This window comes from Trinickia mobilis (assembly GCF_017315705.1).
GTDB classification, from domain to species: domain Bacteria; phylum Pseudomonadota; class Gammaproteobacteria; order Burkholderiales; family Burkholderiaceae; genus Trinickia_A; species Trinickia_A mobilis.
The window spans coordinates 114,533-130,739 of the sequence record NZ_JAFLRF010000017.1; the positions used below are offsets into that span (position 1 = coordinate 114,533).

General features: G+C 57.6%; 12 protein-coding genes and 3 pseudogenes. 8 read left to right on the forward strand and 7 right to left on the reverse strand.

Annotated features, from left to right (window positions below; genetic code table 11):
* Nucleotides 1–44 precede the first annotated feature (44 nt).
* Nucleotides 45–1,433, forward strand: a complete 1,389-nt coding sequence (locus tag J3489_RS22355) for an MFS transporter (protein ID WP_207001716.1) — start codon at nucleotides 45–47, stop codon at nucleotides 1,431–1,433.
* A 39-nt stretch (nucleotides 1,434–1,472) separates the two neighbouring features.
* On the opposite strand, the gene J3489_RS22360 is transcribed toward J3489_RS22355, so the two are convergent.
* A complete protein-coding gene (locus tag J3489_RS22360) occupies nucleotides 1,473–2,825 on the reverse strand; it encodes a citrate synthase (protein WP_374193474.1) in 1,353 nt (450 codons plus the stop codon).
* A 182-nt stretch (nucleotides 2,826–3,007) separates the two neighbouring features.
* Between J3489_RS22360 and J3489_RS22365 the strand changes: the two genes are divergently transcribed.
* From J3489_RS22365 to J3489_RS22380, 4 genes are all read left to right on the forward strand, one after another.
* Nucleotides 3,008–4,144: an aromatic ring-hydroxylating oxygenase subunit alpha gene (locus tag J3489_RS22365; protein ID WP_207001720.1), complete on the forward strand. Its 1,137-nt coding sequence runs from the start codon at nucleotides 3,008–3,010 to the stop codon at nucleotides 4,142–4,144.
* Between the two features lie 49 nt (nucleotides 4,145–4,193).
* Nucleotides 4,194–4,508, forward strand: a complete 315-nt coding sequence (locus tag J3489_RS22370; protein WP_207001722.1) for a non-heme iron oxygenase ferredoxin subunit — start codon at nucleotides 4,194–4,196, stop codon at nucleotides 4,506–4,508.
* Between the two features lie 39 nt (nucleotides 4,509–4,547).
* Nucleotides 4,548–5,822, forward strand: coding sequence for an NAD(P)/FAD-dependent oxidoreductase (locus J3489_RS22375; RefSeq protein ID WP_242540203.1), 1,275 nt, complete (start codon nucleotides 4,548–4,550; stop codon nucleotides 5,820–5,822).
* 1,200 nt (nucleotides 5,823–7,022) lie between these two features.
* Nucleotides 7,023–8,204, forward strand: coding sequence for a porin (locus J3489_RS22380; protein WP_207001724.1), 1,182 nt, complete (start codon nucleotides 7,023–7,025; stop codon nucleotides 8,202–8,204).
* Nucleotides 8,205–8,342: 138 nt separating this feature from the next.
* On the opposite strand, the pseudogene J3489_RS22385 reads toward J3489_RS22380, so the two are convergent.
* A pseudogene (locus J3489_RS22385) lies at nucleotides 8,343–8,912 on the reverse strand (IS6 family transposase); the annotation flags it as partial.
* A 183-nt stretch (nucleotides 8,913–9,095) separates the two neighbouring features.
* Here J3489_RS22385 and J3489_RS22390 point away from each other — a divergent pair.
* Nucleotides 9,096–10,517 (forward strand): ISNCY family transposase, encoded by a 1,422-nt coding sequence (locus J3489_RS22390; protein ID WP_207001726.1) that lies wholly within the window; start codon nucleotides 9,096–9,098, stop codon nucleotides 10,515–10,517.
* A 344-nt stretch (nucleotides 10,518–10,861) separates the two neighbouring features.
* On the opposite strand, the gene J3489_RS38915 is transcribed toward J3489_RS22390, so the two are convergent.
* Nucleotides 10,862–11,155, reverse strand: a complete 294-nt coding sequence (locus J3489_RS38915) for an HD domain-containing protein (protein ID WP_374193476.1) — start codon at nucleotides 11,153–11,155, stop codon at nucleotides 10,862–10,864.
* A 118-nt stretch (nucleotides 11,156–11,273) separates the two neighbouring features.
* The gene (locus J3489_RS22400) at nucleotides 11,274–12,086 is read right to left on the reverse strand and encodes an outer membrane protein OmpK (protein ID WP_207001729.1); all 813 of its coding nucleotides are present in this window, start codon (nucleotides 12,084–12,086) and stop codon (nucleotides 11,274–11,276) included.
* A gap of 539 nt (nucleotides 12,087–12,625) precedes the next feature.
* Here J3489_RS22400 and istA point away from each other — a divergent pair.
* Nucleotides 12,626–13,156 (forward strand): annotated as a pseudogene (gene istA, locus J3489_RS22405) (IS21 family transposase); the annotation flags it as partial.
* Here istA and J3489_RS38615 read toward each other — a convergent pair.
* The gene (locus J3489_RS38615; protein ID WP_374193477.1) at nucleotides 13,112–13,786 is read right to left on the reverse strand and encodes a hypothetical protein; all 675 of its coding nucleotides are present in this window, start codon (nucleotides 13,784–13,786) and stop codon (nucleotides 13,112–13,114) included. The pseudogene istA and the gene J3489_RS38615 sit on opposite strands and share 45 nt — an antisense overlap.
* Before the next feature lie 272 nt (nucleotides 13,787–14,058).
* Between J3489_RS38615 and J3489_RS22415 the strand changes: the two are divergent.
* Nucleotides 14,059–14,349: pseudogene (locus J3489_RS22415) on the forward strand (IS21 family transposase); the annotation flags it as partial.
* Nucleotides 14,350–14,456: 107 nt separating this feature from the next.
* Here J3489_RS22415 and J3489_RS22420 read toward each other — a convergent pair.
* Both J3489_RS22420 and J3489_RS22425 read right to left on the reverse strand, forming a co-directional pair.
* The gene (locus J3489_RS22420; RefSeq protein ID WP_207001731.1) at nucleotides 14,457–14,738 is read right to left on the reverse strand and encodes a hypothetical protein; all 282 of its coding nucleotides are present in this window, start codon (nucleotides 14,736–14,738) and stop codon (nucleotides 14,457–14,459) included.
* Between the two features lie 486 nt (nucleotides 14,739–15,224).
* Entirely contained in the window at nucleotides 15,225–15,542 is a 318-nt protein-coding gene (locus J3489_RS22425; protein WP_207001733.1) for a DUF4148 domain-containing protein, read from the reverse strand.
* Between the last annotated feature and the right edge of the window lie 665 nt (nucleotides 15,543–16,207).

Consider the following 16,207-nt stretch of genomic DNA (forward strand, 5'->3'; position numbering starts at 1 on the left):
GCGCCAGCAGAACGCAATTAACGAGGTCCACCGGAGGCCACGCGATGAATCGCACGCAGTATGACGTTGGTGAAGAGATAGACCGTCGGCGAATTGGCGGTCAACAGTGGTTGCTGTTCCTGCTATGCGGCTTGGTGATCTTGCTCGACGGATTCGATATTCAGATAGTTAGCTTCACTGCGCCGCTGTTGGCGGATCACCTTGGGAGCAAAGTGACTTCCTTGGGGCTGGTCTTCGCATCCGGATTGGCCGGTCTGACGCTCGGGTCATTGATCGTCGGTCCGATAGCCGACCGATTTGGCCGGAAGCGGCTCTTGCAGTTGTCTTGCGTGATATTTGGCGTATTTACCGCACTTACAATATATGCCGACACGTGGGCGGCGCTGTTGGCGGTCCGCTTCTTCGCCGGTGTCGGTTTGGGAGGCGGCATTCCGAATGCGCTGGCACTTGTCGCCGAATACTCACCACAGCGAGCACGAGCGCGGACTGTGGCAATCACGGTTAGTGCAACGCCCCTTGGTGCGGTAGTTGGTGGTATTGCGTTCTGGGCGCTGATTCCGCATTTCGACTGGCACGTGGTGTACTGGATCGGAGGAATTGTGCCTGTCCTTCTGAGCATGCTTTTGGGTTGGCTGCTGCCAGAGTCGATCCGGTTTCTCGTCGCTGCGGGGTATGACAGTCGACATATTGCGAAGCTGTTGACGCGTATTGCTCCGGACTTCAGATATGAGGAAGGGGCGAGCTTTGTGAATCCCGATGTCACTCACCGCGGCGGGTCGGTCGCCCTGCTGTTTGCGGAAGGTCGAGCAGAGCGCACTTTGCTACTATGGGTGCCTTACTTCATGGTGTTCCTCATTTCGTTTCTGATCTCAAGCTGGCTGCCTTCGATACTGAAGGAGGCAGGCTTGCCGTTGTCACGGGCCATGGTCGCACTCGTCACGTTTAATCTTGGCGGTGTTGCCGGCGCAGCTGGTCTTGGCAAGCTCGTCGATCGCTACGGTGTATACCGGATACTTAGTGGCGCTTTTGTGCTGTGTGCGGTGTCGGTCGGAGTGCTAGGTCACGCAGCCGGTGTTTACAACGGCATTTTGCTTATCATCTTCATCGTCGGGGTTTGCGTTCAAGGCACGATTTGTACGCTTTATGCGCTTGTTAGTGACGTCTATCCGACGGCGATACGTGTGACCGGAATCGGGTGGGCTGCTGCCATGGGGCGATTCGGAGCGATCTTTGGCCCATTGATCGGCGGCGCGATGCTGCAGGCCCAGTGGGGCATGTCGGGAGTGTTTGCCGCCGCAAGCCTGCCTGCATTGATTTCCGCGATAGTGCTTTTAAGACTCAATACGCTGAAAAACCGAGAAAGTGGCGCGTCCAACTGTTCGTCCGCGTCAGGGGAATTGCGCGAAGCGCGCGACACGCTGCCTCACTCGTGAAGAGACGCCGTCCGCGGGTGACAGCGCGGGCGGCGTGGATCAATCACTACTCTTTGCTCCCATGTATTTCGCGCGCGGCCGCAGCATCGTGCCGGTTAGCCGTTGCTCGACGGCATGCGCGAGCCAACCAGAAGTACGGCCAACAGTGTGAAGAAATGCTGCGGTGCCGGACGGCAGACCGAGCGCCCGAGTCGCTACCACAAGCGCAGCGAAGATATTGGGATACTGGCCGCTTGAACGCTCCGTGCTAACAATGAAATCGAGCACTGCGGGCGTGCCGCCCTGTGGCCGTTCGAGGCTGGCGACAAGGGCGAGCAGCGCGGCAGCGCGCGGGTCGCGCTCATAGAGCGGGTGATTGAAACAGGGCAGCCCCCCACGCGAATAGCCGGCGAGCCGGCTTTCGGGCCTCCCGCGAGCGCGTGTGAGCGCTTCGAGCATGATCTCCACATCGAATGTGCCGCCGACCTGCATCGGGCCGGACTGGACCTGTAAGGCGCTGGCGACGCACGCGTACAGGTCGGCACCTGTCGATGCGCAAATGCGCGCCGCAAAGGTGGGCGCAGCAAGCTCGTTTTCGGCCGAAAGCACCAGCGCTGCGTCGAGGATGCGGATCACCTCACTGTCCCTTTCGCGCCCGAGGCCGCGAGCAATGCATGCCGCCACCGTCTCACCTTCATTCGGAGGCAGGTATGTCCTTTTCGGTCCGATCAGCCCTGCTGCACCGCAAAATGTCTGAATGAGCTGGATTCCAGTCGAAACCGGATCGTGGGCACGGGTCGATGCTTCGAGAAGAGGGGAGGTGCTGATCAGGTGCGTCAGCAAGGTAAGCCATGCAAGCGGATTGATGTTGGGCGATTGAGCTTGGCGAGCGGCAGTATGCACGGATATGTCGGCAGGAATGACCTGTAAGGGCCAGACTACCTCTCGTGGATTCAGCACCCCAGTCCACAACAGTTCGGCGACGACTTCGAAGGAGCGCAAGTCTGTGACGAGGCGGGTGGCGAGATGGCCTCGATAACGTGGGCCCTGGTTAGTAATTTCGCTGATCCAGGTTTGTACGATTGGTTCGCCGTAACGCAACGTGTGCGATACATGCGGTTTTTCGAGGTGCCCGGGCGAGCGAGTGCGCAGCTTCTCCACATCTGACTTTAGATAGCGGCGGCGGCGCCCGTCCTTGTGCTTTGTCGTTCGGATCAGTCCGCGGCTGACGTACGTGTATAGCGACTCTTTTTTGATCGATAGCATGTCGAGGGCCTCGTCGCTCGAAACGTATTCGACATCGTTAATGCGGCGTGGAGCCTCCTCCGCATGAGCCGACGCACGCGTGCCGTCATTGGGACGTCCATGGTCGTCTCCAAAGGTGGCAGATTTCCTGGTCGATCGTGGATCCATATGTCGATGTTTTCTCAGGGTGGGCTAGCAGGCGTGTGGGAGCTATTAATCATAAGCCGGAAGCCCGGTTTCTACAAATATGTCGATTTCGTAATCGATCTATGCATCGAGTAGTCGACATACTACTATTCAGGTGTCCAACCTTCGTCCACTCGTCCATATCAAGCCTTAAGGAAACTCTCATGAGTACTGCTAAAGAGCAGATTATCAGCCTTCAGCCAAAGTTCGACAGAACGCGTCAAAAGCTCGCGCTTGCCCGGCATTTGCCCGGCGAGGTGTATAGCTCGCGCGACATTTACGCGCTCGAGAAAGAAAAGATCTTTATGACGCATTGGCTCTCGGTCGCGCGGGTAGAGGAAGTCGCCAATGCGGGGGACTACATCACGTTCAGTGTGATGGGCGAATCAATTGTGGTCGCCCGTCCGTCCGCCGACGAAATCGTCGTGTATATGAATCAGTGTCTGCATCGCGGCGTGGAAGTCGCAAGTGGCTGCGGAAACAGCGAGGAATTCAGTTGCCCGTATCACGCCTGGCTTTACGGCATCGACGGGAAACTGGTTTCCGCGCCGGGCATGAAGACCTGTGAGGTCGATCTTTCGCGGGCGTCGCTGCGGCGCGTACATAGCCATATCTGGCGTGGGTGGGTCTTCGTTAATTTTTCCGCCGAACCGATGCCTTTCGATGATTTCATCGAGCCGTACGAGCGCAGCTTGTGGTGGTTCAAAACAGACGAATGCAAGCTCGCTGACAAGGTCGTAATCGACGTCAAGTGCAACTGGAAATTCCTGACCGAGAATCTGATCGACATCTATCACGTTGGTGTGATCCATCAGAATACATTCGGGGGCTTCGTTAAAGGCGAGCAGCTCAAGTTCATGTTGGAGAAGGATGGGGGCTGGCACACCAGCTATGAAGCGAGGCCGCACTCGAAGAGCGGGGCACAGGTCTTCCCAACGCTGCCATGGGCGGCCGATAAGCCCTCGGGCATCGCATGTAAGGCCGGCATCTATCCAAACCTTAATCTGTCGATGCGCGCAGACAGCGTCCGTATGTGGCACGTATGGCCGATGATGCCTGATACCACCCGGATCATCTGTTATCTGCTGTTTCCGCCGGCGGCGTTCGATATTCCGAACTACGAAGAGGAGCTCGCGAAATATCGGGAGTTCGTCAAGCAGATCATCGCAGAGGATGCAGTGATGGTCGAGTCGCTGCAGAACTCGGCGGGTTCAAAGTTCTTCACACCTGGCCCGATGTCGCCGCTCGAAGAAGCGTTGTATCACATGGAAAATCACTACCTTGAATTAATGTCGGCTTGAAATGAGGCAGATGCCCGTCGAGGTGTGCGGCGGGCGACGGAGAAACGATATGACTGAGCAATGGAGACAGGTCGCAACGCTCAATGAGATTGGTGAGGGCGAAACGTTGCGCGTCGAGGTCGAGGAGGGTGCGATATGCCTCTATCGCATCGAGGGAGCTTTCTACGCAACCGATGACATGTGCACACATGGCCAGGCGAGCCTTGCCGACGGGCTGATCATCGACGGCGCGCTAATTGAATGTCCGCTTCACGAAGGAGCATTTGATATTCGTACTGGCGCTCCCGCTCGTGCGCCATGCAAAAACGCATTGACATGTCATCGCGTTCGCGTCGAAGACGAGGCTGTGTTTGTTGAACTGTAAGCGGATCGACATAAGCACGCGCCGGTCGCTTGAGAAAGCATGAGAACGGATATTGACGAACGCGCCAATCGCGCGGGGAACGGGCGTATGACCACTAATATCGTGATAGTAGGGGGCGGGCAGGCGGGCGCATGGATCGCGCGGTCAGCACGCGAGGCGGGATTCCAAGGAACGGTGACGCTGCTCGGTGACGAGCCTCACTTGCCCTACGAACGTCCACCATTGTCGAAAGCCGGCTTGCTTGGCACAGGCGCAGCCTATTCCCCGGTCTTTGAACGGGAGGATTACGAGAAACTGGATATCCGATTCGAGGCTGGCAAGCGAGTGATCGAGATCGAGCGCCCCAACCGGAAGGTCGTGTGCGCTGACGGCAGCCAGTATCCGTACGATCGCCTCGCGCTGGCGACGGGTGGCCGGGCGCGTCACCCCGTGTTTCCAGGCAGCGACCTTCCAGGTGTACTGACCCTTCGTACTGTGGAGGATGCGGCGGCGATCGCCAGCAGGATGCGCGAGGGCGGGCATGCGGTCATTGTAGGCGGCGGCTGGATTGGGCTTGAGGCGGCGGCTGCCGCGCTGCAACGCGGCATGTCTGTAACGCTACTGGAAAGCGCCGAAAGGCTGTGCGCGCGGTCGCTCCCGCCTTTCATGTCGGACTTCCTTTTGGGCGCGCACCTTGGTCACGGGGTCCGGGTGATAACGAGGACGTCGCTGTCTAGTATCCGTGCAGCGGAAGGCGGTCAATTAATCGCGACCCTGGCAACCGGCGCTCAAGATATCGAGCCGGCCGATCTTGTAGTGCTCGGCGTCGGACTGGCGCCAGACGTCGAATTGGCGGTGAGAGCCGGACTACACGTCGACAACGGCATTGTTGTCGACGAGACGGGCGCAACGTCCGATCCAGAAATCTTCGCGGCGGGTGACGTGGCGAGTTTGCCCCTTTCCTGGCAACAGGATCGGCTGCGGCTGGAGTCATGGGCGAACGCGCAAAACCAGGGGATCGCGGTCGGTCGGACGATGGCGGGCGAACCGGTTCGCTACGACGACCTGCCATGGTTCTGGTCGGATCAATACGATATGAATATTCAGATGGTGGGGCTGTTCGCGCCGGGCCGTCAGGAAGTGCTGCGAGGCGATCCTTCCATGCAGCGCTTCTCGCTGTTCCAACTGGAAGAAGGGCGCATCGTGGCAGCAGCGTCGGTCAATGCTGCGCGTGACCTTAAGAGGGCGCGGCAGTTGATAAAGGACGCAAAAGTGGTGGACGCGAACGCGCTCGCTGATTCAACGATCCCTATTAACCGGCTATCGTTGGTCTGATGCCGCGAGCAGATGTGTGGTGGGCGAGTGCTGACTTGTCGTCCGGGTTGCGCGACACATGTACCCATGATCGCAGCGCTTTTGCTGCTTCCGCAGCGGAGGCAGCACCTAGCGAGGTGACGAGCCGACGGTGGGAGGCCGAGCCGCTCGCAGATCTGTGAAGTCGGGACAGCCGGCGGCTCCCTAAGCAGATGCCCGGCACGTTGGCCACGAGCCGTTTCGACAAGCAGCTCACGCGTGCCGTCCATGAGACCCTGCAGCTTACCTCGTAAAGGGAGGCAAGGGTCTCCGTGGCTTCAAGTCCACGTAACCTGCCGTGGCGGCGCTGACCTGGTTCAGCCGTTGGCGAACCTCCTTCAATATCGTCAGGTGACCATGCCGTGTCATCGAGTCGGTCAGCGTTGGAATGAGCGCCTTTAGTCTTTTGCCGCAGATCCGATCGGCAGCCTCCCACAGCGTGATCAGCGCGCCCGCACCTCATCGTCATAGCGTCGCCGCGGACCGGGCTTCGCCCCTGAAGGCAGAGGCTTGCGGCACAGCGCACGGATAGCGTGCTTGCGGTGATACCCAGTCACCTGAACAAACTCGTCCAGTATCTCGCGCTTCTCGTTCCGGTCAGAACGAGGGTGCCGACTGCCTCAGTCAATTCACGTCGTGTTCTCATGTGAGCCGTCTCGTCATGAGTCGTCCCCGCCAGCATCCCTTTCGACGCTGTCAAGGTACATCATTCATCACGGAAATAGTGTTCCTCTCCAATGGCAATTGGACTGCGTATCGAATTTCGAGGAACTTATGCAGTGCGGCTAGCTAGTCGCGTTCGCCCGTATGTCAGCTGAAACGACAACGAGCGGCCAACTATCGCCGTGGGATCATCTCAACGCAGATAAATACAAGCGACGCGCCGATCGCGTTGCGCCGGAGACATGCAATGCCTGCTCGACCACCCATTTTCGTGTTGCGCGATTTCGTGCTGGAACAGTTGCCGGTATCTCCTCACTGTTACACGCGATTTAGGTAGTAGTCCAAATCTATTCATCCGACCGCGCTAACCGGAATTCCCGAGGTTTATCACCTATATGACATGACCATACTGAATGGTATTGGGAATTCGTAGCGGTATTGAAGAAACAAATGAAACCTCGTGCGCCGTGATCGCGGTAACGGCCGGACGTTTCAGCTAACTAAGGAAAGTTGACAAACATGTCGAAGAAGCTTTTTGTTATCGGGGCGCTTGGAACGTTAGCAGTAGCAGGGGGCGCACACGCACAGTCGTCTGTGACGCTGTACGGGATTCTCGACGACGGCCTGCTTTTTAGCTCGAACTCGGCTGGCCACCGACAATATTTGCTGCAAGGCGGTGTCTTGCAGTCAAGTCGCTGGGGGTTACGCGGAACAGAAGATCTGGGCGGCGGTCTAAAATCGATTTTTGTACTCGAGAGCGGTTTTGATCCCAGTACAGGAAAGAGTCTTCAAGGCGGTCTTCTATTTGGACGTCAGGCGTACGTCGGTTTATCAAGCCCACTGGGAGCTGTGACGCTGGGTCGGCAGTACGATTCAGTGGTGGACTTTGTCGGCAGACGATCGTTGTCGATTGACTGGGGCGGCGCTATCGTTGACCACGCGGGCGACGTCGACAATTTCAACAATTCTACTCGAGTCAATAATGCGATTAAATATTCGAGCAATACTTACGCAGGGTTCAAGTTCGACGCGTTATACAGTTTAGGAGGCGTTGCTGGCGACGTATCCAGGAATCAGATTTACTCGGCTGGCCTTGGGTATGAAGGCGGGTCGCTTGTTTTTGGCCTTGCCTATCTGAACGTAAGGAATCCGAATGTGAGCTTTTTTGGAAATGCCACGACCGGGACCGCATCACCTGCAACCGCCAATATAGCGTCTCCTATATTTAGCGGTTTTGCTTCCGCACATACCTATCAGAACCTTGCGGTATTCGCTACATACACGGTTGGTGCTGCTACCATCGGTGGGTACTTTTCAAACGTCAAGTTCAGTGGACTGGGGGATCTCAGTTCCGGTCCGAATCCCTCACCGACGCTGCACTATTCCGGGCAGGCAATCCTGAACAACGCCGAAGTGAGCATCAAGTACGAGTTGACGCCTTCGGCGGTGCTGGGCGTGGGCTACGTGCATACCAACGTTAGCTCAGTCAACGGTCTTGATGGGTCGAGGTACAACCAGTTGGAGGCTAGCGCTGACTACTTCCTATCGCTGAAAACGGACGTGTATCTGACTGGGGTTTATCAGAAGGCGTCAGGAACTAACTCGCGTGGCGTGCCTGCCGTGGCTGCGATCAACTTGCTTACACCGTCATCGAACGAAAAGCAGGCCGCTGTCCGCGTGGGTATACGTCATAAGTTCTGAACAGAACCCAAGGGCTCCGGCCTGCAAGAAATGCGTGAGTCGACGAAAACGTAAAAGGACTCGATATGGAAAGCGACACTTCAAGGTTGCGGTGCAAATTCGGTAAGCGGGCGAAAAATCGCCCATTTTTCGGGGATCTCAACGAGCTGAAAGAACCGTCATCCAAATCGAAGGCGAAGTGGTATCTTTGAGGTGCACGCTGGTGAGATCGAACTGGCCTTTGCGAATGCGATGCATCAGTTCGATGCCGGAGAGGGTAACGGCCGCGTTGCGGAACCGCTTGAATCCGAGCATCACGTTCACCCGCGAGTTGATGTGGCGGTGATCTTGCTCGATCAGGTTGTTCAGGTACTTCGAGGATCGCAATTTCGTTCGCTTGGGTGGCGACTCGTCGGTCTTCGGCTCGCGGACCGCACGACGAGACGCCGTGTAGCCGTCCAGCGTGATCGTTCCCGGAGCACGTCCCTGAGTTCTGATCGCCTTCGCGAAGAACGCCTTGGCTGCCGGCACATCGCGCTTGGCGCTGAGGCGAAAATCGATCGTCTTTCCCGCTCGGTCAACAGCGCGGTAAAGATAGGCCCATTTGCCACGAATCTTCACGTAGGTCTCGTCGACACGCCACGACTGACCGCCTGTCGTGGCCAACCGATCCCAGCGTTTAACGAACTCCGGCGTGTAGCGCTTCACCCAACGCAGGATTGTGGTGTGGGTCGGACAACTACGTCAGCTTTAGCAAGCGCGTGAGGCACTGTCTAGCGCGCTATATTATTTAACATAATGTAAATTATCGCCATTTTTTGTGTTACAGCTTTTTAGTAATGTCATTAGAAATGTCCGATTCCTGCCCCTGAGCTGGCGCATGCTGCCGCGTGGCGTTGCCAGGGGCCAGACATGAACGGACGTGAATTGATCACGGCAAGCATGCGTGAGCTCGAGCGGGTCAAGATCATCGAGGCGGTCGTTGAAGGCCGGCTGCGCTGCGTTCAGGCGGCGCAGCGGCTGGATCTGTGTGAGCGGCAGATCAGCCGGCTGTGCCGGCGCTATGAGGCGTGCGGGCCGGCTGGGCTTGTCTCCGGCAAGCGCGGCCAGCCCAGTAACCGCGAACTGCCGGTCGACCTGCGCGCCCGCGCGATGGCGCTGGTGCGTGAGCGCTATGCGGACTTCGGGCCGACGCTGGCGTGCGAGAAGCTGGCCGAGTGTCACGGCATCCGGCTGGCGAAGGAAACCGTGCGGCGCTGGATGCGCGATGCCGGCTTGTGGATTCCGCGCCGGCAGCGCCCGCCGAAGGTCTATCAGCCGCGCGCGCGGCGCGCGTGCCTGGGGGAGCTGGTGCAGATCGACGGCAGCGACCACCGCTGGTTCGAGGAGCGCGCGCCGGCCTGCACGCTGCTGGTGTATGTCGACGACGCGACCAGCCGGATCATGGCGCTGCATTTCACGGCGAGCGAGTCGACCTTCAGCTACTTTGAAGTGACGCGTGCGTATCTGGAACAGCACGGCAAGCCGGTGGCGTTCTACAGCGACCGCGCCAGTGTGTTTCATTGCAAGGGCCACACCGCGACGCCGGGCAAGGGCGTGACGCACTTCGGGCGGGCGATGTACGAGCTGAACATCGACACGTGGTGCGCCAACAGCAGCTCGGCCAAGGGCCGCGTGGAGCGCGCGCACCTGACCTTGCAGGATCGCCTCGTGAAGGAGTTGCGGCTGCGCGGCATCAGTACGGTCGAGGCGGCCAACGCGTATGCGCCCGCCTTCGTCGCCAGCTATAACGCGCGTTTCGCCAAGCCGCCGCGGAGTGACTACAACGCGCACCGGCCGCTGCGCGACGATGAGGACCTCGACACGCTGCTGACCTGGCGCGAGCCGCGGCGCGTGACGAAGTCGCTCACGGTGCAGTATGACCGCGTGATCTATCTGCTTGCGGACACGCGAGAGAACCGCAAGCGGATCCACCGCTATCTCGAGGTGTGGGAGTACCCGGACGGACGCATTGAGATTCGCGCCGATGGCGCATCCCTGCCCTATGTGCCTTACGACCGGCTCTCGGAGATCGACCAGGGGGCGGTGATCGAGCACAAGCGCCTCGGTCACGCGCTGCAGGTGGCGCAGGCGATCCAGGCGCAGCGCGACGACCGGCGCGCGTCCGGCTCCCCGTCACGCACGAATCAAGGTCGACCCGTCCGCGCAAAGGAAAGATTGCCGGGTACGAAGAAACAACGCGAGCTTACGCAGGCCGATGTCGATGCCGCGCTCTTGCAGTTGAATCTACAACCTGCAAAACCAGGCCGGCGGTCTGCAAGAGCCCTCGCATGAGACGTCAGCGCCCTGCTCGTTCACACACCGTTCTTCAACGAGGCGTGCAGCGAACCCCGTGAAAGACAAACCTGGAACCCCTTCAAACCGGACATTTCAACTTAGCCAGAACCCGGACATTTGAATCTGGCGTTGACATTTCTTGTTAGACTTGACCTTGTCACTTTGAAAATTGAAGCCGTGATGGGCGCTAATGGCCTGCAAAGCATCGAGTACCCATGCAGCACCAAGGTCGAGACTGAGAAGATGCTCGCGTAGCACTGCGGCGGTGGCGATATCGTGACGATCTCGCGTCAATGCAGCGTCAGAAAAACGAAAGCAGCTTCCTCGTCTACCGCACCCCCCTATGGCCATTTGACCTGAAAGCCTGGCGACGCCTTTCCAAAGTCGTGAAGGCCGACCAGAGCACCAAGCCAGCGCCCGGCGTGCACCAACTCAATGCCGAAATTTACAGCGGCCCACGCAAGGGTGCCGCGGGGCTCGCGGCCCAGCAGACTCTCAGTCACTGCGGCGACATCAAGCATATACAGCAGAAGAGGATGGCCGTGTGGATCGCCGCTTTTGGCCCAGAGTGCCATGATTGCGGGTGGCAAATCCATTATTTTTAATTGTGGTGAGTTTGCCGTTGTCGTTGTCATATACGAAAACTCGCCCCCGATTGACGCTGCTACATCGCCGCGTTCAATCGCGTTGGTCAAATGGCGACTTGCCACCGTCGGAAAGTGGCGTTGTCGCTGCAAGGCGCGGCTGGGAATTTCAGAATCGCAGGGCGATCTTAATGTAATGGCCAAATCCGTTTGATGCACTATTTTGACCGCCGTGATGGAAATACTTTGATGTATAACCTATTATAAATCGCTTCGTTCTATAGGATACATTGCTTGCAACCACAAGTTCGTCATTTGTGTGCTTGATGCTATTGTCGGTCAGTTCTCTCAGGTTCGATCCAAACGTATAGTCCGTGTATCCGCCAAATGTCAACTTGTCTCCATTGGAGAAGGTATATAGAGGAGCCGAATAAACACCCTGAATTCTGTAACCATCCCATCGATGGGAGTTGGGTAGTCCGTAATTGTCGCCTAGGTAGCGAGCAAATGCGTTGATCTGAAGTTTCAGAGGTGTATCTGTATCGATTTTAACTCCGACGCCGTTAAACAGATTGAGCGATCTGGTATTAATTCCATTCTGGCCGGCATCGTAGGTCCAGTCTGCCGCGATGTACCAATCCTTGATCCGTCCGAGAGATAGATCTTTTCCGGTTAGCTTGCTCAGTGATAGATTTGGTTCTTGTTCGGTAAAAAAATAGGAGCCACCATCCCAAATTCCGTGACTACTAGCACTGCCATAGTTGAGGATTTTGGGGATGTCCGTATACTGGTATATTTCAAATGGACCTTTATTCCCGTAGGATTCATATTCTAGATACGATGAGTTGTTAGGCTTGCTTCCATAGTAACTATGAAATTGGGTAATGTAGTAAAAATTCTGATTAAGCCACGGCGATAGATAAGGAGAGTCGACCGTAGGTGGCGGTGGAAGGGTGTTGCTCTCATCTGCCTGAGCGATCACGCTGCAGAGTCCCAGTGTGACAATGCAGCTGAGTATTGAATTTGTAATTAAATTATGCATGATGACCCCGTTACAAATAATGGAGAAAATTCGAAGATTGCGATGGGAGAATGCGTCGCTATAACTTTGACTGGAAGCACAATTTTTAACGCTCCCTGCTGCCAAGAAACGCACGCCGTCGAGGTGCTCGGCTAGCGCTCGAGTACCAGCAGGGGCGAGGTTGTTGATTATTTCAAAATACGAAATGAATTTTTGCGTCGTTATCGCCTATTCGTCAAATGTCGACAACGTATATTCACCACGTTTATAACGGAATTCATATTTCCTATTGGATTTCTCACCGCTTGTTGCCTAAATTTAGCCTCGAAATCCCGCTCGCTGACCGGAAGGGTGGCGTTTCACCGGTGTCAGTTGTACGAAGAAGCATCACTAAAGCGTCGACAGAAAAAACTTACCAACCCCCGCCACAGTCCGCGACTCGATCATTCGCGGCGAAAGGTCGTCGTCTGACGCGGCGTTCGTATATCGGATGTCTCGCGATGCAAATCCATGTGCTCAAGGCCCAAGGGTTGTCGTTGCGAGAGATCGCGCGGCGGCTGGGCGTATCCCGTAACACCGTGACGCGTTATTCGGCGTCAGAGGATGTGCCCCGCTACAAACAGCGTGAGCCGAGGCCGACCAAACTCGACCCGTTTCAGGCGTACATCCTCGAGGGAATGCAAGCGGCAGCCCCGGACGCGATTGCCGCTCCTGCACTGCTGCGTGAACTGCGTGCGCTGGGCTACGAAGGCCAATTGCGCAGCGTCCAGGCTTTCATGAACGCGCACAAACCGGCGCCGGCACCCGATCCGGTCGTGCGTTTCGAGACCGAGCCGGGGCGACAGATGCAATGTGACTTCGTCGTATTCCGTCGCGGCGCCGATTCGCTGTATGCGTTCACTGCCACGTTGGGTTTTAGCCGTTGGCGCTGGGCGCGCTTTGCAACCAACGAGAAGGCCGAAACGCTGATTGCCTGTCATCACGCTTTATTCGAGACGCTCGGCGGCGTGCCTCGCGAGATCCTGTTCGATTTTGTTGCCGGCAACAAAATCGATGATCACGCGCGAGGGCACGGCGCCGAACCATTCGAAAGCGCGACGGTGGCAACCGAGCCAAGTCGCTACGGTCTGGTCCCAGACGAACTCGACGTACTGATGTCGCGAGAAGGCGAGCGTCATCACGAACGCCCACGTGCGCGTGAACACGCCGTCGGCATCGGGCAGCATCGGGCCGGCACCGAAATCCACTTGCGCCGCTTCGCCGGGCGCGAAGCTTAGTGGCACAGTGGCTTCCGGCGGACGGTCCGCGTTGATCGAAACGATCATGCGATACACCGACGAATAGCTGCCGGTGTAGCCATGCTCACGCCGTAACGCAGCCAGAATCGCGGTGCCGGGCACGTTCTGCTCGAGCCACGATGCAATCAACACGCGGTGTACTTCGAGGCCCGAGACGGTGGACGCAGCCTTCTGCGGCGGCCCCAGTGCCGCGGCGATCTCGGCGTCATCCGGTAACGGCGTATCGGGCTTGAACCAGCCGCGTTGTTCGGCTAACTCACGCAGTGCCGCGAGCTTGCGTCGCCCCATGTAGCGACAGCGCGCCAGTTCGCGGTCGGAGTCCCCGTGGCGCATGCGCACGAGAACCTGTCGATATTGGTGCATCTCGATTCTCCGTCGGCCCATCGCTGCCTCCCTGGGGGATCACGCCCCACAAGTTAAGCAGCCAATGAGCAGCAAGTTCCGAGATGCCCGTTTCCTTCCCTGGCTCCTATATGCCGGGAACCGGCTGGCTCCTATATGCCGGGAACCGGCTGGCTCCTATATGCCGGGAACCGGCTGGCTCCTATATGCCGGAAACGAAGTGGCTCCTTTATGCCGAAAACGTCCCGGTTCCTTTATGCCGGAAGTCGATTGGCTCCTATGTGCCGGAAGATGACAACGGGCGCATCCATCAAGAGCTGCGCCGCAAGGGCGTGACGCTGACGTTGCTGTGGGAGGAGTACCAGGCCGAGTTTGCGGACCGGCAAACCTACCGCTATACGCAGTTCTGCGAGCACTACAAGGCGTTCACGAAGCGTCTGAAGCGCTCGATGCGCCAAATCCACCGCGCCGGTGAGAAGCTGTTTGTCGACTTCGCCGGCCCGACGTTGGCGCTGACGACTGGTCGCCGCGCGCACATCTTCGTGGCCGCCATGGGCGCCTCGAGCTACACGTTCGCGTGTGCCATGTAACCTCTGTAACCGGATTTCGTCAACGCTCGAGCATCCCGGCTGCTCAAGCAAAGCGATGGCTAGTATCTGCCCACGGGTCCTCGTAGACGACCAAGCCCCATTCATTCACCGGATCTGCTGCGCGTCACCGCCGCGAACACCCTGGCTTCCTCGCGATGAAGCGTCGCCTTTGCCTCAATCCCGACCCGGTCTAAATCCTTCTTGAGACGTTCAATCTGCGCGTCGATCTCGGCGTCAGTCGTTAAATCCGGACTTATCGTCGGCGCAACGCCTTTGGCTTTGCTGTACTCCGACTCGGCGATTCCCAGTCTGATGTGTGGGGCCACAGGATAGCCGCCCTTGCCCCATTTCCTTTGCAGGGTAACGACGCAGAACTTTCCCATACCAGTTCTCCGACCACAAAAGGGTTGCCTTGATATTTCAATCCTACGCCGATCCGAGCCTGACAAAACTTGCCGCGGCTCTGGAAACTATCGGCCACATCCCCGCGCCGATCACTATGGTTGCCGCCTGATGCGGCTAGGAGCGCTATTCGGATCGTGGAATCCGATTCCCCCTCGCGTGCCAGCCCGTTCTACATCGCATGCACGCGTCCGGCAACTCCATGGAAAGTGGCATTGCTACAGCTACAGTTGCTACAGTTGACCAGCCGATCAAAACAACGGAAACGGCCGAATCTCAGAGGCGGACGTGCGGGGTCTGAGCCAATCACCCAGAGGACGGTGAACCCAATACGAAATTGGCCCGTCACCGGCGCAATGCACCGTAGCGGGCCAATTTAGCAAATCGGGGCGCGCAAAGGGTGCTGCGCGCTCAGTAGGCGAGGTTAGCGACCGTGTAAGTCGCCAACGGCTCGCCAATCTGACGGATTAGCGACGAGAGTAAAGCGAACCCGTACCGGTGACGGCAGACACGGCGGGGGCGCCAGATTCCGATGACCCGCTAATCACGCCACCCACGCCACTCGTCGAGCCATTCTCAGCAGCAACACGTGCTTCAGCTGCCTGGATGTCCTCCGGGTAATACGGGTCTCTGCCGCTGTGGCTTGGGTTATAGCCCGCCTTTTCGAGCTGAACTAGCTGAGCACGAACCTGTGCGCGTGTAACGGGTTGGTTCGCTTGGGCGAACGAAGCCACGGGAGCGGTGAGAACGACAGCGAGAGCGACAGCCTTGATAAGCGATTTCATGATTACTACCTCCAGAGATTGTTTTGCATGGCGCTGCAAGCAAGTTTGTATGCAGCCGTTGGATACAGTCTAAGAAGATGATGGATCAGGGTAAATACCTAATTCACGAAATCACTATTCTCACAAGCATGACAATCGAAACGCAGGCTGATCACAACCTCGGCGGCGAAGGACGCGCCGAGTTTCTCTCCCAGTTGGATGGTGAGCCTCGACACTGTGTCCCTATTTGAAGTCCCCGTGATTTTCGTGCCGTTTCCCCGGGTACGTCTGCCCATGTCTGGTGGGGCTCAGCGGTAAGACCCCAATATAATATACAATCAAATCAGCCACTTCCTGTCTGGCCTACCCTTGATTTTCAAGCATTTTGCGACGGTAGGTTGCTCTTGGTCTGATGCGGGCTTGCGACCCGGCCCCGTTAAAATATCTCACGAAATCAGCGACTTGCTGTTTGGTTATTTTCGGCTGTTGATCATATGGCGAATCGGTCGCGCCGGAGCGCCGCTCCCCTCGCCCATCGTGCAGACTCCGATAACGCGCCGGGGATCACTACGGATCAAGCTAGCCGCCGCTGCCTCGCATGCAGGTCGGCCGTAAGCGCTAGTTTTAGCACACCGAATGCAGATTTGATGGTCGGTGCGCGTTTGTCGTGTCAGCCGACGTTCGTT

Excerpts from the sequence above, each read along its gene's own strand:
- J3489_RS22370 (WP_207001722.1), top strand. The coding sequence starts at position 4,194 with ATGACTGAGCAATGGAGACAGGTCGCAACGCTCAATGAGATTGGTGAG.
- J3489_RS22420 (WP_207001731.1), bottom strand. The coding sequence starts at position 14,738 with ATGGGAAAGTTCTGCGTCGTTACCCTGCAAAGGAAATGGGGCAAGGGC.
- J3489_RS22380 (WP_207001724.1), top strand. The coding sequence starts at position 7,023 with ATGTCGAAGAAGCTTTTTGTTATCGGGGCGCTTGGAACGTTAGCAGTA.
- J3489_RS38615 (WP_374193477.1), bottom strand. The coding sequence starts at position 13,786 with ATGCACCAATATCGACAGGTTCTCGTGCGCATGCGCCACGGGGACTCC.
- J3489_RS22390 (WP_207001726.1), top strand. The coding sequence starts at position 9,096 with ATGAACGGACGTGAATTGATCACGGCAAGCATGCGTGAGCTCGAGCGG.
- J3489_RS22360 (WP_374193474.1), bottom strand. The coding sequence starts at position 2,825 with ATGGATCCACGATCGACCAGGAAATCTGCCACCTTTGGAGACGACCAT.
- J3489_RS22355 (WP_207001716.1), top strand. The coding sequence starts at position 45 with ATGAATCGCACGCAGTATGACGTTGGTGAAGAGATAGACCGTCGGCGA.
- J3489_RS22375 (WP_242540203.1), top strand. The coding sequence starts at position 4,548 with ATGAGAACGGATATTGACGAACGCGCCAATCGCGCGGGGAACGGGCGT.
- J3489_RS38915 (WP_374193476.1), bottom strand. The coding sequence starts at position 11,155 with ATGACAACGACAACGGCAAACTCACCACAATTAAAAATAATGGATTTG.
- J3489_RS22365 (WP_207001720.1), top strand. The coding sequence starts at position 3,008 with ATGAGTACTGCTAAAGAGCAGATTATCAGCCTTCAGCCAAAGTTCGAC.
- J3489_RS22425 (WP_207001733.1), bottom strand. The coding sequence starts at position 15,542 with ATGAAATCGCTTATCAAGGCTGTCGCTCTCGCTGTCGTTCTCACCGCT.